Origin of the sequence: Sphingobium sp. SA2, assembly GCF_032227065.1 — a bacterium.
Classification (GTDB): Bacteria; Pseudomonadota; Alphaproteobacteria; order Sphingomonadales; family Sphingomonadaceae; genus Sphingobium.
Map to the genome: position 1 here is coordinate 1,266,078 of NZ_JAPMXX010000006.1, position 20,678 is coordinate 1,286,755.

Consider the following 20,678-nt stretch of genomic DNA (forward strand, 5'->3'; position numbering starts at 1 on the left):
TGACGGGGAATATCATGGACCGATTGGTAATGAGGACGGGCGGCTGGTTCGCGCTCGCGCTGGCGGCCTTCGCGGCGATGCTGGGCGCGGTGGACAGCGGGTTTGCCGTTCATATGGGGATCGTCTGCGCGGTCGGACTGCTGCTGGCGATCCTGACGATGCGCGGCGCGGATTATGCCGGGATGGCGCGCGGCATGCTCAAAATGCCGGCCGACCAGGGCAAATATGATGATGACCCGATCCGCTGGGGGGTGATCGCGACCGTGTTCTGGGGTCTGGCGGGTTTTCTCGTCGGGCTGGTCATCGCATTTCAGCTGGCCTTTCCAGCGCTCAACCTTGGGCTGGAATATACCAGCTTCGGTCGTATGCGGCCGCTGCATACATCTGCGGTGATCTTCGCCTTTGGCGGCAACGCGCTGATCGCGACGAGCTTCTATGTGGTGCAGCGCACTTGCCGCGCGCGGCTGGCATTCCCGTCCATGGCCCGCTTCGTCTTCTGGGGCTATCAGTTGTTCATCGTGCTGGCCGCGACCGGCTATCTGATGGGGATTACCGAGGGCAAGGAATATGCCGAGCCCGAATGGTATGTCGATCTGTGGCTGACGGTCGTGTGGGTCTGCTACCTGCTGGTGTTCGGCGGGACGATCCTCAAGCGCTCCGAACCGCATATCTATGTCGCCAACTGGTTCTACCTCGCCTTCATCATCACCATCGCCATGCTGCACATCGTCAATAATCTGTCGATGCCGGTCAGCCTGCTGGGGTCCAAGAGCTATAGCGCCTTTGCCGGTGTGCAGGATGCGCTGACCCAATGGTGGTATGGCCATAACGCGGTGGGTTTCTTCCTGACCGCCGGCTTCCTGGCCATGATGTATTATTTCGTGCCCAAACAGGCGGAACGGCCGGTCTACAGCTATCGCCTGTCGATCATCCACTTCTGGTCGCTGATCTTCCTCTATATCTGGGCGGGGCCGCACCACCTTCACTATACCGCGCTGCCCGACTGGGCGCAGACGCTGGGCATGGTCTTCTCGGTCATGCTGTGGATGCCGAGCTGGGGCGGGATGATCAACGGTCTGATGACGCTCAACGGCGCCTGGGACAAGATCCGCACCGACCCGATCATCCGCATGATGGTGATGGCGCTGGCCTTCTACGGCATGTCGACCTTCGAAGGGCCGCTGATGTCGATCAAGGCCGTCAACAGCCTGTCCCATTATACCGACTGGACGATCGGCCATGTCCATTCCGGCGCGCTGGGCTGGAACGGCATGATCACCTTCGCCTGCCTCTATTATATGACGCCGCGCCTGTGGGGCCGGGAACGGCTCTATTCGCTGCGGCTGGTGAACTGGCACTTCTGGCTCGCGACGCTGGGCATCGTTCTCTACGCCTCGTCGATGTGGGTGGCGGGCATCATGCAGGGCTTGATGTGGCGCGAATATGGGGCCGATGGCTATCTGGTCTATGCCTTCTCCGAAGTCGTGACCGCCATGTTCCCCATGTATCTGATCCGCGGTGCCGGTGGCCTGCTTTACCTGGCCGGGGCGATCATCATGGCCTGGAACATCGGCAAGACCATCGCAGGCAGCAAGCTGCGCGAAGAGAAGCCGATGCACGACGCCGCCTTCGATCCGGCGGCCGACAAGCCGCTCCTCGCTGCCCAGCCTGTATAAGGAGACGCCGACATGGCATCCAAATTCTTCGACCATGGCAAGCTGGAGCGGAATGTATCGCTGCTCGGTATTGCCGCCCTGATCGTCGTCGCCATCGGCGGGATCGTGGAAATCGCGCCCCTCTTCTGGATCGACAATACGATCGAGAAGGTGGAGGGGATGCGGCCCTACACCCCGCTGGAGTTGGCCGGGCGCAACATCTACATCCGCGAAGGCTGCTACAACTGCCATAGTCAGATGATCCGCCCGTTCCGCGACGAAACCGAACGCTATGGCCATTACAGCCTGGCCGCCGAAAGCATGTATGACCATCCGTTCCAATGGGGGTCCAAGCGGACCGGGCCGGATCTGGCGCGGGTCGGTGGGCGCTATTCCGACGAATGGCATGTCCAGCATTTGAAAGACCCGCGCGCCGTGGTGCCGGAATCGATCATGCCGACCTATCCTTTCCTCGCCGAGCGCGAGCTGAAGGCGGGCGACATGACGGCGGACCTGACGGCGCTGAGCCGGGTCGGGGTTCCGTACAGCGATGCGGACATAGAAAAGGCCAATGACGACCTCAAAGCCCAGGCCGATCCCAACGCCGATACGACTGACCTGATCAAACGCTATCCCAAGGCGCAGGTGCGCGATTTCGATGGCGATCCGAACAAGCTGACCGAGATGGATGCGCTGGTCGCCTATCTCCAGATGATCGGCACGCTGGTCGATGTCGATGCCGCCAAGCCGCTCGAAGGCCAGCCGCAGCCAAAGGAGGGGACGCGATGAGCTACGACGCCTTGCGGCATTTCGCCGATAGCTGGGGCCTCGTTTTCATGGCCCTGACCTACATCCTCCTCATCGGCTGGCATTTCCTGCCGCATGGCCATCACGCCAGCAAGCGGGCAGCCGCGATGATCTTCGACGCGGACCCGGAAAAGACGGAGGCCGACCATGGCTGACGACAAGAACCCCAAGATCGACGCCGCCACCGGCACCCAGTTCAAGGGGCATGAGTGGGACGGTATTCAGGAACTGGACACGCCGCTGCCGCGCTGGTGGCTGTGGACCTTCTATGCCAGCATCATCTTTGCGATCGGTTATGTGATTGCCTATCCGGCGATCCCGATGCTCAACGACTATACGCGCGGGATGCTCGGCTGGTCGAGCCGCGGGGCGCTGGAACAGGAACTGGCCGCGCGCGCCGATCAGGTGGCGCCCATTCACCAGGCGATCGCTGCGACGACGATCGAGAAGCTGGCCGGGCAGCCGCAATTGATGCAGGCCGCGATCGAGGGTGGGCGCGCTGCGTTCAAGGTCCATTGCGTACAATGCCATGGCTCTGGCGCAGCGGGCGGCAAGGGCTATCCCAACCTCAACGACGATGACTGGCTGTGGGGCGGCGATCTCGCCACGATCGAAAAGACGCTGATCGACGGCATCCGCAATCCGGGTCATGACGCGACGCGCGTGTCGATGATGCCCGCCTTTGGCCGCGACCAGTTGCTCACTGCGCCGCAGGTCGATGATGTCGTCGCCTATGTCCGGGTCGCCAGCCGACAGGATAAGCCCAGTGCCGCCGCGCAGCGCGGGGCGACCCTGTTCGCCGACAATTGCGCGGTCTGCCACGGCACGGATGCCAAGGGCAATCGCGCGCTGGGAGCGCCCAACCTGACCGATGGCATCTGGCTCTATGGTGGGGACACCGAGTCCATCCACCAGAGCGTGTGGAACAGCCGCCAGGGTGTGATGCCGCGCTGGGACGACAAGCTCAGCCCCGCGACCATCCGCATGCTGGCCGTCTATGTCCATAGCCTGGGCGGTGGCGAAGCGACGCTGGTGGAAGCGGCGGCTGCGGCGGACAATGGAGTAGAAGGCAATGTGGCCCAATAAAGCCCCGATCCTTGCCTGGAAGGGGAGGGGGTGCGCCTTTAGCGCAAGGCTTGCGCAGCATTGCCTGCCCCCTCCGTCTGACCTGCGGTCAGCCACCTCCCCGTGCCGGGGAGGGTTGGGCGCATGTTGATGCCGACCGACACGGGCGATCTCTATGAGAAGCGCAAGGGCGTCTTTCCCAAGGCGGTGGATGGTTTTTACCGCCGCCTGAAATGGGCGATCATGGTGGTGACACTCGGCATCTATTGGGTGACGCCGTGGATACGCTGGGATCGCGGCCCCTATGCGCCCGATCAGGCCGTGCTGGTCGATATGGCCAATCGCCGTTTCTACATGTTCGATATCGAAATCTGGCCGCATGAATTTTACTATGTCGCCGGGCTATTGGTGATGGCGGGCGTCGGGCTATTTCTGGTGACGTCGGCGGTGGGTCGCGCCTGGTGCGGCTATGCCTGTCCGCAGACGGTGTGGACCGACCTGTTCCAGCATGTCGAACGCTTCATCGATGGCGACCGCAATGCGCAGGTGCGGTTGGCGAAGGCGCCCTGGACCCCGTCCAAGCTGGCGCGGCGGCTGGTCAAATGGAGCGTGTGGCTGATCATCGCCTTCCTGACCGGGGGGGCGTGGATTTTCTATTTCGCCGATGCACCGACGTTGCAGCAGGAATTTTGGAGCGGCACCGCCGCGCCGGTCGCCTATGGCACTACCGCGCTGCTGACCGCGACGACCTTCGTCCTGGGCGGCTTCATGCGCGAACAAGTGTGCATCTATATGTGCCCGTGGCCACGCATCCAGACCGCGATGCTCGACGAGAAATCGCTGGTCGTGACATATAAGGACTGGCGCGGCGAAAAGCGCGGCAGCGTCAAGAAGGCGGCGGCGCATCCGGGCGAATTTGGCGACTGCATCGATTGCGACCAGTGCGTCGCGGTCTGCCCGACCGGCATCGATATTCGCGAAGGGCCGCAGATCGGCTGCATCACCTGCGCCTTGTGCATCGACGCCTGCGACAAGGTGATGGCGCAGGTCGGGCGGCCACGTGGGCTGATCGATTATTGTACGCAGGATGATGCCGATGCGGAGAAGCAGGGGGCTAAGCCCCGACCGGTACTCAAGACATTGCTGCGCCCACGCACCATCGCCTATCTGCTGGTATGGAGCAGCATCGGCGCGGCGATGCTGTTCGCGCTGGGGGCGCGCACCCGGCTGGACATCGCCGCACAGCAGGACCGCAATCCCATCTTCGTGACTCTGTCCGATGGGGCGGTGCGCAACGCCTATACCATCAAGATTCGCAATATGGAGACACGCCCTCGGCCGATGACGGTGCGCGCCGAAGGCTTGCCCGGCGCGCTGCTATGGACCGATGCGATGGCGCGGGAGCAGGCCCGCGCGGCGGTGGACGTCACCGTACCGCCGGACAGCGTGGCCAAGTTGCGCCTCTATGCCGCCGTGCCCGCCGCCGGACCACAGCGGCAGGATTTCCGCTTCGTCCTGACCGCCACCGACCGCGAAGGCGGCACCGCCAGCGAACCCGCCCGTTTCGAAAGGCCTCAATGATGCGTAGCTCCACCCCCCGCCGCTTCACCGGATGGCATATGACCGGCATATTGGTGGCCTTCTTCGCCGTCGTCATCGCCGTCAACATGCTGATGGCGACGCTTGCGGTGCGGTCCTTTGGCGGGGTGGTGGTCGACAACAGCTATGTCGCCAGCCAGAAATTCAACGGCTGGCTGAAGGCGGCGCGGGCGCAGGAGGCGCAGGGCTGGCGCGAGACGATCGCGATCGACGCGCAGCGGCGGGTGCAGGTCAGCCTCGCCGATGTGGCGGGCGCGCCGCTCAACGGCGTGGCGGTCACCGCTACCGCCGCGCATCCACTGGGCCGCGCACCCGACATTGCCTTGTCGTTCCGTGAGGTGGCACCTGGTCGATATAGCGCCGACCGGACACTGCCTGCCGGGCGCTGGCGGTTGTCGCTCACAGCTGCCGATCATCGCTTCGTCCAAGAGATCGACTGATGGCCAGCCAAGCCCTGATCCTGCCCGCAACGGACACCGAAACGGACATAGGCACGACGCAGATCAGCCTTTTCGCGGTGCCGGGGATGCATTGCGCGGGCTGTATCGGTAAGATCGAGAATGGCCTGACCCGCACCCCCGGCATCGCGTCGGCGCGGGTCAATTTGTCGGCGAAGCGCGTCACCATCCAGCACGATCCCACGCTCAGCCCGCCCGACTTGCGCGCTGCCATCGCCGCGCTGGGTTTCGAGGCGGAGCCGCTCGCCGATCCCGGCGTCGATGTGGCGGCGGCGGAAAACCGCATGCTCATCCGCGCGCTGGCGGTGGCGGGCTTTGCCGCGATGAACATCATGCTGTTGTCCGTGTCGGTCTGGTCCGGGGCGGAGGGCGGCACGCGGCAGATGTTCCACTGGCTGTCGGCGCTGATCGCGTTGCCGACGGTGGCCTATGCGGGGCGGCCCTTCTTCCGCTCGGCCTGGGCGGCGGTGCGGCAGGGGCGGACCAATATGGACGTGCCGATCAGCATCGGTGTGCTGCTGACGACCGGCATGAGCGTCTATGAAACCCTGATCGGCGGCGAAGACGCCTGGTTCGACGGGGCGGTGATGCTGCTCTTCTTCCTGCTCGCCGGGCGCTGCCTCGACAGCCTGATGCGGGGCCGGGCGCGTGCTGGTGTTGCCGCGCTGCTCAAACAATCCGCGCCGGGTGCGATGCTGCTGGACGATAGCGGGCAAAGCCGTTGGGTCGCGGCGAGCGCGCTGCGGCCGGGCATGATGATGCTGGTCGCCGCGGGCGAAAGGCTGGCCGCCGACGGGCGCGTGATGGAGGGCGACAGCGGCATCGACATCGCTTTCCTGACCGGGGAGAGCGCGCCGGTGCGCGTGCGTCCGGGGGATTTGGTGCAGGCCGGCGCGCTCAATATCGATGGGCCGATCCGCGTCGTGGTGACCGCCGCCGGGCCAGACACAGTGATCGCCGACATCGCCCGGCTGATGGAGGAAGCGGCGCAGGGCAAGTCGCGCTATGTCCGCCTCGCTGATCGGGCGGCGCGCTATTATGCGCCGAGCGTGCATCTGCTGTCGGCGCTATCCTTTGCCGGGTGGATGATCGCGGGCGCGGGCGTGCATCAATCGCTGCTGATCGCGGTCGCTGTGCTGCTCATCACCTGCCCCTGTGCGCTGGGGCTGGCTGTGCCGGCGGCGCAGATCGTGGCTTGTGGGGCGCTGATGAAACGCGGGGTGCTGGTCAAGGACGGTTCGGCGCTCGAACGGCTGGCGGAAGTGGACGAGGCATTGTTCGACAAGACCGGCACGTTGACGCTCGGCCGACCGGTGCCGCGCGACTTGGCGGGACTGGCGGCGGAGGACCGCGCCGTCCTGCTGGCCCTGGTGCAGGGCAGTCGTCATCCGTTGAGCGTCGCGCTCCGTCAGGCTTTGGAGGGCGAGGGTGTCGTCCCGGCGGCGCTGACCGACCTGCGCGAACAGGCTGGCGAGGGGATGACGGGCCGGTTGCGCGATGAGGTGGTAGCGCTTGGCCGCCCGCGCAGCCTCATCACCCTTTTCGATCTGGCGGCGGAATATCGGCGCGGCGACCGGGCCGTGCTACTGCGCTTCACCGATGCGCTGCGGCCCGACGCGGTCGAAACGCTCGCTGATCTGCGCGCCATGGGCCTCAAAACGCTGATCGCCAGCGGCGACCGGCCCGAAGCCTTGACCGAGATTGCGCGCCAGACCGAGACCACCGCGATCGGCCATCTGCGCCCGCAGGACAAGCTGGCGCTGATCGAGCGGCTGCGCGCGTCGGGGCATAGGGTGCTGATGGTGGGCGATGGCCTGAACGATGGCCCCGCGCTCGCCGCAGGCCATGCCAGCATGGCACCGGCCTCGGCGAGCGACGCGAGCCAATTGGCGGCAGATGCGGTGTTTCTGGGCGATCGGCTGGCCCCGGTGGCGATGGCGGTGCGCGCGGCGCGGCGGACGGTGCGGGTGGTGAAGCAGAATTTCGCGCTCGCGATCGGCTATAATGTCTTTGCCGTGCCGCTGGCGATCGCGGGCCATGTCACCCCGCTTGTCGCCGCGGTCGCCATGTCGACCAGTTCGCTGATCGTCATCGCCAATGCGCTGCGGCTCAAGGGGGCGGCGCGATGACCGGCCTCACCGTCCTCATCCCCATCGCTCTGTCGCTCGGCCTGCTGGGCCTCGCCGCCTTTTTTTGGGCGCTAGGCAGCGGCCAGTTCGACGATAGCGATGGCGCGGCGGCGCGCATCCTGATCGACGATGACGAGTGATCAGCGCCCAACGAGGATGAAGGGCGCCCAGATATAGGGCTGCACCGCGCCGGGGCGCTTTGACCGCATCAGTTTCAGCATCGCGCGTTGCAGCGCGACCGCGCGGGGCAGGCCGCGCTCCGCCCCCTTCACCGTTTCCAGCGTGACGAAGGCGCTGGCATCGTCGCGCACCGGCCAGTGCGAGACGAGTAGCGAACCAGCGCCCGCATAGCGGAACGCCTGCGCCAGCCCCGAATAAGCGGGCGCCTGCGCACTGTCACCCGCCGCTGTGTTGCAGGCGGACAGGATCACCCAGTCCGCGCCGATCCGCATCGCGGCGACTTCGGATGCGGTGAGCAGCCCATCCTCGCCGGTCGCGCCGGGGGCGGGGGGCGAGAGGACCAAGGCGGGTTCGGTCACGCCCTCCATCTGTCCGCTCACCAGCCCGTGCGTTGCGAACAGGATGACGCCATAGTCGGACAGGTCGAGCGCGCGCAGGGCGCTTTCGCTGGCCGCTTCGCCCAGCATCAGGGTCGCGCGTTGCGCGCCATAGCGGCTGGCGACGCCGCGCACTTCGTCGGCTGATCCCGGCAGCGGCGGCAGGTGCGAGAGCGCTTCGCCATCGGCCGCGCCGCCCCGGAAATACTGGTTCGCGGCCATCAGCGCGGGACGGGGTGTGGCGTTCGCCGCCGCTGGAAAGGGAAGCGGCGCGCCGATGCCCAAGAAGCGGGATGCGGCGACCTGCATGGGGCGCTTGTCCGCCTCCATTGCGAAGGAGGGCTGCACCGCCAGCGCATAGCGGCGGATCAGCCAGGGCGTGTCGCGCTCGGCGGCGGCGACGGGCCGCTCAGGCAACAGCGCGAAGGGGAGCGAGGCGAAGGCGCCGGTCGGTACGATCCGCAATGACCGTGCCTTGCTCAGCGTCGCGCGGATGGCGGGGGTGAAGATCTGGCCATAGAGCGTATGGGCGGCGGGCAGGTCCATGCCGCCCGGCGTCATCGTCGCGCGCAGCCGATCGACCAGCGCGACCATGGCGGCGCGGCTCATCACCGTGCGTTCGACCCGCGCGCCGGTGCGACTGATCGCCAGCAGATAGACATGGCCAAAGGCGGGCGTGACCGCCAGCAGTGCCTCATCCTTGCCAAGCCCCGCCTGCACCTGCGCCAAATCGGGCTTCACCCCGCCGCGCGCTTCGGCCCAGCGGGGATAGTCGCGGCTGATCGCGGCGCGCAGGCCGTTCACTTCGGCATCGAGCCGGTCGCGCGCGCTGCGGGTGGCGGCGACATCGCCTGCGGTCGCCAGCGCCCGCAGCATCGCGCGGTCTGCGGTCTGGAGCGCGCGCACCTTGTCCTGCAATGCCCGCACCCGCTCGCCAAGCGCCGGATCAGCGACCAGCCTTTCGGTGACGAGGCGGTTGGCCTGCGCGATCTTCGACCCGGCCAGGATCGCCATGGCGTCCAGCGCCAGCGCCGCATCCTGGCTGTCCGCCGCGATGGCGAGGATCGAATCGAGCGCCGCGCGCTGTTCGTCGGCCAATTCGCCATCGTCGCGCAGATTCTGCTCGTCGCGCAGGAGGGCGGCAAGCTGGGCCGCAGAGGCGGTGCGGCCCGGATCGCCATCGGCCCAGCGCTGCATCATGGCGGCATTGGCCAGCGCGAAGGCGGGGCTATTGTCGAGCGCGGCGGTTTCGTCGGCATAGTCGCGCGCCGCCGCCGCTGCCTTATCCCGCTGTTGTAGATCGAGCAGCACCGGGATGAGATGCGGATAGACGCGCTGGCCCATGTCGCGGTCCTGCGTCGTGGCCGCGCGCACGCGGGCGAGAGCGGTTTCCAGCTTCGTCGCGGCCTCTTCCGGCCGTCCGCTGGCCTGGTCGATCAGGCCCAGTAAAGCGAGCGATCGGGCCGCCTGCGGGCTGGCTTCGCCCTCCACTGCGCGAAACCCCTTTTCCGCTTCAACGTAGAGCGGCGCGGCATCGGCATAGCGTTCCAACGGCAGCAATATGCCGCCCAGATTATAGAGGCCATAGTGGAAATAAAGGCTCTTAGTCCCCACCGTCTCGCGCTTGATCGCAATCGCGCGCTGCAGATAGGCCAGGCTTTCCACCCGTCGCCCGGTGCGCGACAGGAGGATGCCCAGCATTTCCAGCGCCCGGGCATAGCTTGGATGTTTGGTATCGATATGGGCGGTCGCGACCTCCACCGCCTGGCGCGCATAGCGTTCCGCCTCGGCATTGCGGTCGGCGCGAAGCAGCATTTGCGCATAGGTATAATAGGAAGCGACCGTGTCGGGATCATGCGGCCCAAGCCCGGTGATCCGCGCCTCCATGCTGCGCTTCTGCGCCTCCACCGCATCGCTGTTGCGGCCAAGGCGCGAATAGGCCTGCGCCAACGAGAAGGCGATATTGGACTTGAGCATATAGTCGCCCTTGTCCAACGTCTTGGGATCGACCTGCGCGAAATGGCGGTCGGCATAGGCGCTGCCCTCCGCCAATGTCTGCGCGCCGGTCGCGACGTCGCCATTGATCGACTGGATATAGCCCTTGATCGACAGCCCCTGCATCCAGGGGATCGGATAGGCGTCGCTAAAGGGGGCGAGCAGCGCCAGGCCCTTTTCGGCCATCGCCAGCGCTTGCGGATTCTTGCCTTCGATCTGGTCCATCGACGCCAGGTTGATCGTCGCCACCGCCGCCAGCGGATGGGGCAGGCCGTTCACCTTGACCCGGCTGGCCGCGGCGACCAACTTGTGCCAGGCATCGCGCGTCGCCGGACCCATCGCCTTGTCGAAATCGTCATTTTCGAACAGGGCCGTGCCGCGTGTCTCCATCGCGCGCAGATTGGCATAGCGGGCATCGTCGCGCTCAAAACCGCGCATCGCGTCCGGCGCGGCCAACGCCTGTGGCGCGGCCAGCGCCAGGAGCAGACTGATTGCGCGCGTCGAAAGCCTCATGCCCATGCCCCCAAGGATTCCCCGGCGTCAGCATAGGCGCGCGGCGCAGTGCCGCGTCAAGTCACAACCGCAGCCGTTACGATCCTTGCGTCAGCGTCAGCCGCCAGTCCCAGCGCAGCGGATCGCCATCCATCACATCGACGCCCTGCGCGATCAGCGCGTCGCGGATCTCGTCCGACAGGGCGAAATCCTTGTCGGCACGGCCAGCGGCACGGCGCTCCAACTCCGCCTCGATCGCGTCGGGGGTGATGGCGGCATCCTTGGGTCGCAGGCGCAGGTCGGCGCGGCTGAGCGTCATCAGGTTCAACCCCAGTGCCGCGTCGAAGGCGGCGATCAGGCAGAGCTTTTCATCCACCGGGATCTTCTTGATCGCGATCGCTTCCTCCAGCAGCGGCAGGGCGCGGGGCGTCATCAGATCGTCGGCGATCGCTGCGTCGAATTGCTCCAGCAACGGCACCAGCTTGGGATGGAGGTTGGCGCGCAGATAATCGAGCCGTGGCGATTGCCAGGTCACGCCCTCGGCCCGTGCCTTCAACCCTTCGACGCCCATCACCAGCCGCTTGAGGCGCGTCAACGCAGCGGCCACGCCCTCGGCGCTGAACTCCAATTCGCTGCGATAATGGGCACCCAGGCACAGCAGGCGATAGGCGAGCGGATGCACGCCTGCGTCGATCAGCGAGAACAGGGTCGTGAAGCCGCCCTTCGACTTGCTCATCTTGCCGCTGCGGTCGACCAGGAAATTATTGTGCATCCACCAGCGTGCGCCGGTGAAGCCCGCCTCCGCCGCGCCGACATCACCGCCGCAGCAGGCGTGGAACGCCTGATTCTGGGCAATCTCATTGGGATGATGGATTTCGCGATGGTCGATGCCGCCGGTGTGGATGTCGAACGGATGGCCGAGGCGCGCCTGACTCATCACCGAACATTCCAGATGCCAGCCCGGCGCGCCCTTGCCCCATGGGCTGTCCCATTCCATCTGCCGCTGTTCGCCGGGCGGTGATTTACGCCAGATCGCGAAGTCGGATGCGTTGCGCTTGCCCGCGACCGGATCGATCCGCGCATGCGCGGCATCGTCGCGGCCGCCCGCCAGCGCGCCATAATCGGGCACCGTCGAACTGTCGAAATAGAGGCCGCTGTCTAGCTCATAGCAATGGGTCGGCGCGATCTTTTGCGCAAATTCGATCATCTGCGGCACATAATCGGTCGCGACCGTCCACTCGCTAGGCGAAAGGATATTGAGGTCGGCGATATTCTGCTTGAACGCCTGGGTATAATGGGCCGCGATGTCCCAAATGCTCTTGGCACTGGCGCGCGCCGCCGCTTCCATCTTGTCGTCGCCCACATCGGCGTCCGACGTCAGGTGGCCGACATCGGTGATGTTGATGATGTGGGTGACCGACAGGCCCTTCCACAACAGGGTGCGGCGCAGCGTGTCGGTGAAGACATAGGCGCGCAAATTTCCCAGATGCGCATAATTATAGACGGTCGGCCCGCAGCTATAGATGCGCGCATGGCTGTCCTCGATCGGCGCGAACGGCGCGATCGTGCGGGTCAGGCTGTTGAACAGGCGCAGCGGCGCGGTGATATGCTGGTCGTCGGACATGGCGCAAAGCGATGGCGCGAAGCGGCGCGGGGGTCAACAACAAGAAATCCTCCCCCGGCGGGGGAGGGGGGCCATTTGCGCAGCAAATAGTGGAGGGGTGTCACCCTATCGATAGCGTGACACCCCTCCGTCAGGGCTGCGCCCTGCCACCTCCCCTGCCAGGGGAGGATTTGAATATTTGTAATAAAATGTTACATCTGCGCCCGGCCCTTGCACCGGCGCGTTCCTCCACCAATATGCTTGATGCGGGCCGGGCCCCTCTGACGATCTGGATTTCTCCCCCTTGTCCATATCGTGATGTCGGACCGCATCGGGTGCGCCCGGTGCAGGTTTTGCGGCAGTTGCCCCCTCAATGTCGCAAGAGACCGCACCGGGCCACTCGATCCACCGTCTTGATGGAGTAAGAGTAGCCGTGAATAATCCCGTTCGTATGCCGGGCTATGGCGCGAGCCGGACGGCGCAGACCGACGCCGGGCTGCGCGCGCATATGCTGGGCGTTTTCCGCAATATGGGCCTGGGGCTGGTGATCACCGGCCTGGTCGCCGCGTTCATCGGCAATACGCCGGTGCTGGCCGCCGCGATCTTTGGCACGCCGCTCAAATGGGTGGCGATCTTCGCGCCGCTGGCCTTTGTGTTCTTTTTCAGCTTCCGCATCGACAAGATGACGACGGCGGGCGCGCGGATGGCGTTCTTCGCCTTCTCCGCCGTCATGGGCGTATCGCTGGCCAGCATTTTCCTGGTCTTCACCGGCGGCAGCATCGCGCAGGCCTTCTTCTCGGCGGCGGTCATGTTCCTCGCCATGGCGCTGTGGGGCTACACGACGCAGCGCGACCTGACGAAGATAGGCAGCTTCCTGATCATGGGCCTGATCGGCATCATCGTCGCCAGCCTCATTAACCTGTTCATCGGCTCGTCGGCGATGCAGATGGTCATCTCGATCCTCGGCGTCGTCATCTTCACCGGCCTGACCGCCTGGGATACGCAGCGCATCAAATCGGATTATTTCGCCTATGCAGGCCATGAAATGGCGGCCAAGATGCAGGTCATGGGCGCGCTGTCGCTGTACCTCAATTTTGTCAACCTGTTCCAGATGTTGCTCAGCCTGACCGGCGAGCGGGAGTAAATCTATGCGTGATCAAGCGGCGGTCTCCGCCATGCTCTGCCCGGTCTGTCATGTCGGATTGGCGATGACGGACCGGCAGGGGGTTGAAATCGACTATTGCCCGCAATGCCGGGGCGTGTGGCTGGACCGGGGCGAACTGGACAAGATCATCGAGCGATCGGGGCCGGGCAATGTCGTTGCGCCGCCGGTGGCACCGCCAAGCTATCGCCCGGATCGCGATTATCGTGACGATGGGCAGGGCTATCAAAAGAAGCGGAAGAAGAGCTTTCTGGAAGAGCTGTTCGATTGAGGGGAGGCCGGTCCGGCGAGGATCGGCCTTTTCGTTAGCGCCGGTCCTTCACCTTCATGCTTGGAGCCAGTTGGTTCGCGCCGATCTTCACCGCGTCGTCGGTGAAGTTGGCGACGAAGGTGGAGCCGCGTTCCAGGCCGGGCACGAAACCGGCCTTGTTGCCTTCGATCACCAGCCCGCTGCTGTCATGTTCGCGGCCTTCGGGGGCGACGGTGATGAAGGCCGACCAGTTATCCTTGTCCTTGCCTTGGACCATTTCATTGCCGCGGATGAGGCCGCTCGCGCCGTTGGACAGGTCGATCATGTAGTTGGTCAGCTTGCCGCCGCTATCATCGAAACTATTGCCGGTGATGGTGACGCGGGCGGTGCGGGTCTTGAGATAATGGCCGCCATCGCCGAGGTCGAAGCGGCTGTTGGTGACGGTCAGGCTGTCGAGCCGCCCGATATAGATGCCGTGCGCGCAATCGAGGTCGCGGTCGCAGCGGCCCAAGTGGCGGAAGGTCGACTTGTCGATGCTGACCTGGCCGCCGTCATAGTCGCCGGTCAAAATCCCTTCCTCGCTGTTGCGGAACAGGCTGTTGCGGACGGTGAGATTGCCGCTTTCGAGGCGGATGCCCGCGCCATTGCCATCGGGCACGCGGATGTTCTGGAAGATGATGCCATCCACCACGCTCGCCCGGCCGCGCAGCACGAAGGCGCCCTTGCCCTCGCACGGCACGCCGTCGAATATGACGCTGCCCGGCGTCGCGGCGCGGATGGTGACGTCGCCGCCCTGCTGCACCGCGCATTGGCGATAGGTGCCCGGCGCCACGACCACCGTGCCCCGCCCGTCGCCGATCGCGCCCAGCGCATCGGCCAGCGACCCGAAGGCGCGGCCCGATTCGGCGATGGTGAAGGGGGCGGGATTGCCCTGTGCCAGTGCGGTCGAGGCGATGGCGAGGGAGACGAGCAGGCTGGTGGACATGATGCGCATGGCGCGCAGGATAGGCGCGGGCGACGCGCCGACCAAGGCGAGAAGGGGGTTAATGGCGCGCTGCCCCGCTATGGGACAGAGTGACAGGCAAAGGTTGCGGGCGGCGGTGGCGGTTGCCGGTGCCCTGCCCGTCCGCGTGCCGATCAGGGTCACAGCCACGCGACGGCGGGGAAGTTCACACCGTTGCAGCACCCTATTTTCGGGCGAATCCGGGCGTAAAGTGCCGATAAAGCCCCCGCGACGCGACGGTGACGCGCCTGTTGGGTCACAATGACGCGACAGGGACGCGCCACCCACGCGTCAGCGACGCGCCGCCCTGGGGGCGGGTGGCGGGGCGAAGGGATCGGCCAGGCTTTGCGCATGAAGCGCTAATGCGCGGTCCCATGTCCGGTCGAACGGCGTGCCCGCCAACCGCCGCCGCAACCGATGCGCGCTGGCGCGCGACATGCCCGCGGTGCGGGCGGCGTGCGTGACATTGCCGGTGGCGAGCAGCGTGGCGAGGAAAAGCCGCTGCCGGTCCGGCGTCCAGCGGGCGCGATCGGTGGAGGCGGGCGCGGGGCGCGCGGGCGGATGGGGGGTGGGGTGCTGGTCCATCTATGAGGATAGACCAGAGGATTTCCTACATTGGAAGGGGGATTTTTGGGTGGATTCATGACAGGGTCTTTTCAAGTAGCCAGACGCCGAAAGCCGTCGTTTATTTGCATGACGCATGCTAAACTGTATCTATGACGACCGCTGAAATCATCTCCATTGGCGCAGCCACTGTAGCGCTAATCGGTGCATCGGCTGCATGGGGCGCAATTGTGGCAAACCGCCAGATTGCTACCAAAACTATACGCGCGCAAATCGACATCGCAGCACGCAACTCGCGTGCAACGGTCGTGAGCGCGAATAGGCAAAAGTGGATCGATGCTGTCCGAGAAGATGTAGCAGATTTTATCTCCATCCGGTCGCAGATTGAGACATTGAAGTCTGCCGGTAGTTTCCACGGTGCAGGACAAGACGCGCTACTCACAGAGGAGCGAGGCCTTCGGACTAAATTGGTGATGTTACAGGCCAGAATCGAGATGCGGTTGAACCACGGTGAGGAAGATCACCTTGCGCTGCTCGCAGCGTTAGACCGTTACGATCAGGAAGTATCCACCGAAGCGGCTACAACCTTGCGAGCGGCGGGCCGCAAAATATTCAAGGAAGAGTGGACCCGGCTCAAGAAGGAAGCGAGCGGAATCAATCCGTTTGCAAAAGAGGGCGTCCCGTCCCGGCGGGTTTAGGGCTCCCACGCGATCGCTGTAAACGGTAAGACTTGGTCATCCTCAGTCATCCTCCCCCTAGCACGGAGGTGGCTGGCGTAGCCAGACGGAGGGGTGTCACCCTGTCAATGGGGTGACACCCCTCCACCATTTCGTGGCCCCTTCAACAGATTCACGTGCCTCTGTTGAACCCTACAGGGGAGGATTTTCGGGCAAACGCGGGCATTACGCTTTGCCTTCCCCCTCTCGTCATGCCGGGCTTGACCCGGCATCCCGCTTTCCTTCGGTTGCGCCGGAGGAGAAGCGGGACCCCGGCTCAAGGCCGGGGTGACGTTGATTGGGGGCGAGTAGGAGTGAACGGTTGTTTGTGTCGGGCTTGGCTGGTTGGGTGGTCAAGTCAGCGTGTCGAACAGGTCGCGCCAGTTCGGGTTGCCCTGTTCGACAAGCGCGAACTTCCAGGGGCGACGCCAGCGTTTTATACGCTTTTCATGGTCGATGCAGTTTGCGATGTCATCGCCGCGCTCCGCCCAGACGAGGCGATGCAGGCCGTAGCGCGCGCAAAAGTCTGAGCCGGTGCCGGAGCGATGCTGGTGGATGCGGGCGGCGAGATCGGTGGTGACGCCGACATAGAGCGTGCCGCGATAGCGGTCGGCCATGATGTAGACCCAGCCGCCTTTATGTTCGCGATCCATGGGGCGGGTTTTAGAAGGCAGCGGGACCCCGGCTCAAGGCCGGGGTGACGTAGCGTTGGACGGTGGGATGCTGCGCATTTTCAGTCCGACTGATCACCCGACGCATCTCCTTCCATCCCGCTCAACTTCTCTAATTCAACACATCGCAATCATGTCTGCTTGCGGGCGGATCAGCAAGCCAGATAAGCGGCAAGAAATGGCTGATGTCAGCCAGTAGGCAGATGCCGTGCAAGCCGCTCCTCCAGCAATGCCACCAGCGCCGGGTCCATGAATACGAACTCATCTGGTATGTCGAGACAGATCATCCGCTTTCCATTGAGCGAAGAACGGAAGCGTTTTTGGACCTTGGTGCGGTGCATCTTTTCCATGACCACGATCACGTCGGCCCACTTGATCAATTCCGATGTGAGAGGGTTCTCAGCATCATTATTTGTGCCTGCCGATGAAACTTCGAGGTCCGGTCGCCCAGAAAAAACCTGCTCAGCAGTCGGGCTGCGAAGACGGTTCTGACTGCAAACAAACAAAATATTTTTCACGGGCATAGCCTCCCGGCCCAACGGATGCCCGCGATGTACTGTCAGCTTTGGGGGAAGGTCAATTGAGCTGGAAACAGCTTGATGTGGTCGTTCATTCCCATCCGCCTTCCTCATGCCGGACTTGATCCGGCATCCCGCTTTCCTTCGGTTGCGCCGGGCAAGAAGCGGGACCCCGGATCAAGTCCGGGGTGACGTGGAGTGGGATGGGGAGGTCGTGCCGATTTTCAGTCCATCTGGTCACCAGACTTACCCTCCTTTCGTCATGCCGGGCTTGACCCGGCATCCCGCTTTACATCGATAGAAGGGGTGATGCGATACAGCGGTTCCCTACCGAACCGGCCCACTCACCCCCGCCCATTCACTCCCACTTGGCCGTCGCCTTTTGCGTCTTGGCGTTCCAGAAGATCTGGATTTTGCTGATCGTGCAGAGGTCGAAATTGGTCCACTGGGCTTCGTCGCCATCGGTGAAGATGACTTTGAGGTCGTAGTTGCAGACGGCGTTCTTGGCGTTGAAGGTGATGGGGACCGAGGCGGTGTCTTCCAGCACTTCGTCTTCCATCACGTCGTCGCCCCAGGCCTTGGCATCGGCGGGTGAGACATAGACTTCGGCGATGTCGTAGCCGGTCTTGTTGAACAGGGTGAAGTCCTGGTCCCCGGCGATGGCGGGCGCGGCGAGAAACAGGGCGCAGGCACCCAGGATGGTGGCAATCGGTTTCATGAATAATCCCCCCCGTGCCGATGCATGCCATCGGCGCGGGGTGGGTGTAGGATATTGCGCTGACCGTAACAAGCGCCTGTTTCGGGGCGCTTAATCCAGATTGGGACGCAGATAGCGTTCGGCCGTTTCCAGGTCGATGCCGCGCCGTCCCGCATATTCCTCCAACTGATCGCGGCCGACGCGGGCGACGCCGAAATATTCCGATTGGGCGTGGCCGAAATAGAAGCCGCTGACCGCCGCGGTGGGGAGCATCGCGAAACTCTCGGTCAGGGTGATGCCGGTCGCGTGATGGGCGTCGAGCATCTCGAACAGGATCGTTTTGAGGCTATGTTCCGGGCAAGCGGGATAGCCGGGCGCGGGGCGGATGCCGCGATATTGTTCCTTGATCAGCGCTTCATTGGTCAGTTGCTCGCCCTCGGCATAGCCCCAGAGCGCGGTGCGGACATAATGGTGGAGGCGTTCGGCGAAAGCTTCGGCGAGGCGGTCGGCCAGGGCTTTCAGGAGGATGTCGGAATAATCGTCGATGGCCGCCTTGAACTTGGCGAGATGCGGCTCGATGCCGTGGATGCCGACCGCAAAGCCGCCCATCCAGTCGCCATCATGGCTGATGAAATCGGCGAGGCACATATTGGCGCGGCCTTCGCGCTTCTGGATCTGCTGGCGCAGCATGGGGAGGGTGTAGTGTTTCTCATCCTCGACATGGACGATGATGTCGTCGCCCTGGCGGCGGCAGGGCCACAAGCCAGCGACGCCGCGCGCGGTGAGCCATTTTTCGGTGACGATTTTGTCGAGCATCGCCTGCGCATCGGCGAACAGGCTGGAGGCGCTTTCGCCCACGACCTCGTCGGTCAGGATCGCGGGATAATTGCCCGCCAGTTCCCAGGCGCGGAAGAAGGGGGTCCAGTCGATATATTGCACGAGATCCTTCAGATCCCAGTCGGGGAAGCGATGGACGCCGGGCAGGCGCGGGCGCGGGGCCTTGAGGCTTTCGTCGATCTCGAAGGCGTTGGCGCGGGCGTCCTCGATCGACACGAGCGCGCTTTGCCCCTTGTTGGCGCGGGCGACGCGGACATGCTCATAATCATCCTTGGTCTTCTGAACGAAGGCGGTCTTTTGCGTGTCCGAGACGAGGGCGGTGGCGACGCCGACGGCGCGGCTGGCGTCGAGCACATGCACGACCGGGCCGGTGAAGGCGGGGTCGATGCGCAGCGCGGTGTGGACGCGCGAGGTGGTCGCGCCGCCGATCAGCAGCGGCATGGTCATGCCCGCGCGCTGCATTTCGGTCGCCACGGTCACCATCTCGTCGAGCGAGGGGGTGATGAGTCCCGACAAGCCGATCATGTCGGCGTCATTCTCGTTCGCGGCCTTGATGATGTCCTGCCAGGGGACCATCACGCCCATGTCGATCACGTCGAAGCCGTTGCATTGCAGGACGACGCCGACGATATTCTTGCCGATGTCATGGACGTCGCCCTTGACCGTGGCCATGATGATCTTGCCCTTGCCCTTGGCGCCCGGTTCCTTGGCGGCCTCGATATAAGGGAGCAGGTGGGCGACTGCCTTCTTCATGACGCGCGCGGATTTGACGACCTGGGGCAGGAACATCTTGCCCGCGCCGAACAGGTCGCCGACGACGTTCATGCCGTCCATCAGCGGGCCTTCGATCACTTCGATCGGGCGGGCGGCGACGAGGCGGGCTTCCTCGGTATCCTCCACCACATACATGTCGATGCCCTTGACGAGCGCATGTTCGAGGCGGCGGGCGACGGGCCAGCTGCGCCACTCCTGCGCGGCTTTTTCGGTGGCGGCGTCCTTGCCGCGATAGCTTTCGGCGAGGGTGACTAGGCGGTCGCCAGCTTCGGGATCGCGGTTGAGGAGGACATCCTCGCAGGCGGTGCGCAGCGCGGGGTCGATGGCGTCATAGACGTCGAGCTGGCCGGCGTTGACGATCGCCATGTCGAGGCCGGCTGGGATGGCGTGGTAGAGGAAGACGCTGTGCATCGCCCGGCGGACGGGTTCGTTGCCGCGGAAGGAGAAGGAGAAGTTGGACAGGCCGCCGGAGATATGGACATGCGGGCAGCGCGCCTTGATCTCGCGGCAGGCTTCGATGAAGTCCAGGCCGTAATTATTATGCTCCTCAATGCCGGTCGCCACCGCGAAGATATTGGGATCGAAGATGATGTCTTCGGGCGGGAAGCCGATGCCCATCAGCAGGTCATAGGCGCGGGCGCAGATTTCGACCTTGCGTGCTTTGGTGTCCGCCTGGCCGGTTTCGTCGAAGGCCATGACCACGACGGCGGCGCCATAGGCCATGCATTTGCGGGCGTGGAAGAGGAAGGCTTCCTCGCCCTCCTTCATGCTGATCGAGTTAACGATCGGCTTGCCGGAGACGCATTTGAGGCCTGCTTCGATGACGTCCCATTTGGAGCTGTCGATCATCACCGGTACGCGGCTGATGTCGGGTTCGGAGGTCATGAGCTTGAGGAAGGTCGTCATCGCCTCGACCGCGTCGAGCAGCCCCTCGTCCATGTTGACGTCGACGATCTGCGCGCCATTTTCCACCTGCTCGCGCGCAATGTCGATCGCGGCGGCGTAATCGCCCGCCATGATCAGCTTCTTGAACTTGGCCGATCCGGTGACGTTGGTGCGTTCGCCGATATTGACGAAGGTGGCGGTGGATTTGGTGGTCATTTTTTCATGGTCCGTTCGCTTCGAG

At 64.4% G+C, this 20,678-nt stretch carries 18 protein-coding genes and 1 pseudogene; 11 read left to right on the top strand and 8 right to left on the bottom strand.

All coding sequences use genetic code 11. The features are described from left to right. The first annotated feature begins 14 nt into the window (after window positions 1-14). The 8 genes from ccoN to ccoS all read left to right on the top strand — a co-directional run bounded on the left by ccoN (window position 15) and on the right by ccoS (window position 7,853). A complete protein-coding gene (ccoN, locus tag OVY48_RS13865; RefSeq protein ID WP_313923246.1) occupies window positions 15-1,676 on the top strand; it encodes a cytochrome-c oxidase, cbb3-type subunit I in 1,662 nt (553 codons plus the stop codon). Between the two features lie 12 nt (window positions 1,677-1,688). Continuing rightward, window positions 1,689-2,444, top strand: coding sequence for a cytochrome-c oxidase, cbb3-type subunit II (gene ccoO / locus OVY48_RS13870; RefSeq protein ID WP_313923247.1), 756 nt, complete (start codon window positions 1,689-1,691; stop codon window positions 2,442-2,444). Continuing rightward, window positions 2,441-2,617: a cbb3-type cytochrome c oxidase subunit 3 gene (locus OVY48_RS13875; protein ID WP_313923248.1), complete on the top strand. Its 177-nt coding sequence runs from the start codon at window positions 2,441-2,443 to the stop codon at window positions 2,615-2,617. The genes ccoO and OVY48_RS13875 overlap by 4 nt, the downstream gene beginning before the upstream one ends. After that, window positions 2,610-3,548 carry a cytochrome-c oxidase, cbb3-type subunit III gene (ccoP, locus tag OVY48_RS13880; RefSeq protein ID WP_313923249.1) on the top strand — a complete coding sequence of 313 codons (939 nt, stop codon included), beginning with the start codon at window positions 2,610-2,612 and terminating at the stop codon, window positions 3,546-3,548. The genes OVY48_RS13875 and ccoP overlap by 8 nt, the downstream gene beginning before the upstream one ends. Window positions 3,549-3,671: 123 nt before the next feature. Next, window positions 3,672-5,108, top strand: a complete 1,437-nt coding sequence (ccoG, locus tag OVY48_RS13885; protein ID WP_313923250.1) for a cytochrome c oxidase accessory protein CcoG — start codon at window positions 3,672-3,674, stop codon at window positions 5,106-5,108. Then, window positions 5,105-5,566, top strand: a complete 462-nt coding sequence (locus OVY48_RS13890) for a FixH family protein (RefSeq protein WP_313923251.1) — start codon at window positions 5,105-5,107, stop codon at window positions 5,564-5,566. Before ccoG ends, OVY48_RS13890 begins: the two co-directional genes overlap by 4 nt. Further along, on the top strand, window positions 5,566-7,713 hold the full coding sequence (locus OVY48_RS13895) for a heavy metal translocating P-type ATPase (protein WP_313923252.1): 2,148 nt from the start codon (window positions 5,566-5,568) through the stop codon (window positions 7,711-7,713). Before OVY48_RS13890 ends, OVY48_RS13895 begins: the two co-directional genes overlap by 1 nt. Then, complete coding sequence (gene ccoS, locus OVY48_RS13900; RefSeq protein WP_037476351.1) at window positions 7,710-7,853, top strand: cbb3-type cytochrome oxidase assembly protein CcoS; 144 nt, start codon at window positions 7,710-7,712, stop codon at window positions 7,851-7,853. Before OVY48_RS13895 ends, ccoS begins: the two co-directional genes overlap by 4 nt. On the opposite strand, the gene OVY48_RS13905 is transcribed toward ccoS, so the two are convergent. Further along, the gene (locus OVY48_RS13905; protein ID WP_313923253.1) at window positions 7,854-10,778 is read right to left on the bottom strand and encodes a CHAT domain-containing tetratricopeptide repeat protein; all 2,925 of its coding nucleotides are present in this window, start codon (window positions 10,776-10,778) and stop codon (window positions 7,854-7,856) included. It lies immediately after the preceding gene. 76 nt (window positions 10,779-10,854) lie between these two features. Further along, a complete protein-coding gene (locus OVY48_RS13910; RefSeq protein WP_313923254.1) occupies window positions 10,855-12,381 on the bottom strand; it encodes a cysteine--tRNA ligase in 1,527 nt (508 codons plus the stop codon). A 430-nt stretch (window positions 12,382-12,811) separates the two neighbouring features. Between OVY48_RS13910 and OVY48_RS13915 the strand changes: the two genes are divergently transcribed. After that, window positions 12,812-13,504, top strand: coding sequence for a Bax inhibitor-1/YccA family protein (locus OVY48_RS13915; protein WP_313924786.1), 693 nt, complete (start codon window positions 12,812-12,814; stop codon window positions 13,502-13,504). Between the two features lie 4 nt (window positions 13,505-13,508). Further along, a complete protein-coding gene (locus OVY48_RS13920; RefSeq protein WP_037475774.1) occupies window positions 13,509-13,793 on the top strand; it encodes a zf-TFIIB domain-containing protein in 285 nt (94 codons plus the stop codon). A gap of 34 nt (window positions 13,794-13,827) precedes the next feature. Here the strand turns inward: OVY48_RS13920 and OVY48_RS13925 are convergent, their stop codons facing one another. Both OVY48_RS13925 and OVY48_RS13930 read right to left on the bottom strand, forming a co-directional pair. Beyond that, window positions 13,828-14,766 carry a right-handed parallel beta-helix repeat-containing protein gene (locus tag OVY48_RS13925; RefSeq protein WP_313924787.1) on the bottom strand — a complete coding sequence of 313 codons (939 nt, stop codon included), beginning with the start codon at window positions 14,764-14,766 and terminating at the stop codon, window positions 13,828-13,830. 300 nt (window positions 14,767-15,066) lie between these two features. Further along, window positions 15,067-15,360: a LysR family transcriptional regulator gene (locus OVY48_RS13930; protein WP_313923255.1), complete on the bottom strand. Its 294-nt coding sequence runs from the start codon at window positions 15,358-15,360 to the stop codon at window positions 15,067-15,069. A 131-nt stretch (window positions 15,361-15,491) separates the two neighbouring features. On the opposite strand from OVY48_RS13930, the gene OVY48_RS13935 reads away from it, so the two are divergent. After that, window positions 15,492-16,037 (top strand): hypothetical protein, encoded by a 546-nt coding sequence (locus tag OVY48_RS13935; protein ID WP_037475769.1) that lies wholly within the window; start codon window positions 15,492-15,494, stop codon window positions 16,035-16,037. Window positions 16,038-16,408: 371 nt separating this feature from the next. On the opposite strand, the gene OVY48_RS13940 is transcribed toward OVY48_RS13935, so the two are convergent. The 4 genes and pseudogenes from OVY48_RS13940 to metH form a co-directional block, all read right to left on the bottom strand. Further along, window positions 16,409-16,708: a GIY-YIG nuclease family protein gene (locus OVY48_RS13940; protein ID WP_037475766.1), complete on the bottom strand. Its 300-nt coding sequence runs from the start codon at window positions 16,706-16,708 to the stop codon at window positions 16,409-16,411. A gap of 206 nt (window positions 16,709-16,914) precedes the next feature. Continuing rightward, window positions 16,915-17,250 carry a low molecular weight protein tyrosine phosphatase family protein gene (locus OVY48_RS13945; protein ID WP_037475764.1) on the bottom strand — a complete coding sequence of 112 codons (336 nt, stop codon included), beginning with the start codon at window positions 17,248-17,250 and terminating at the stop codon, window positions 16,915-16,917. Between the two features lie 352 nt (window positions 17,251-17,602). Then, complete coding sequence (locus tag OVY48_RS13950) at window positions 17,603-17,962, bottom strand: hypothetical protein (protein WP_052027663.1); 360 nt, start codon at window positions 17,960-17,962, stop codon at window positions 17,603-17,605. A gap of 90 nt (window positions 17,963-18,052) precedes the next feature. Then, window positions 18,053-20,656, bottom strand: a pseudogene (metH, locus tag OVY48_RS13955) (methionine synthase); the annotation flags it as partial. Window positions 20,657-20,678 lie beyond the last annotated feature (22 nt).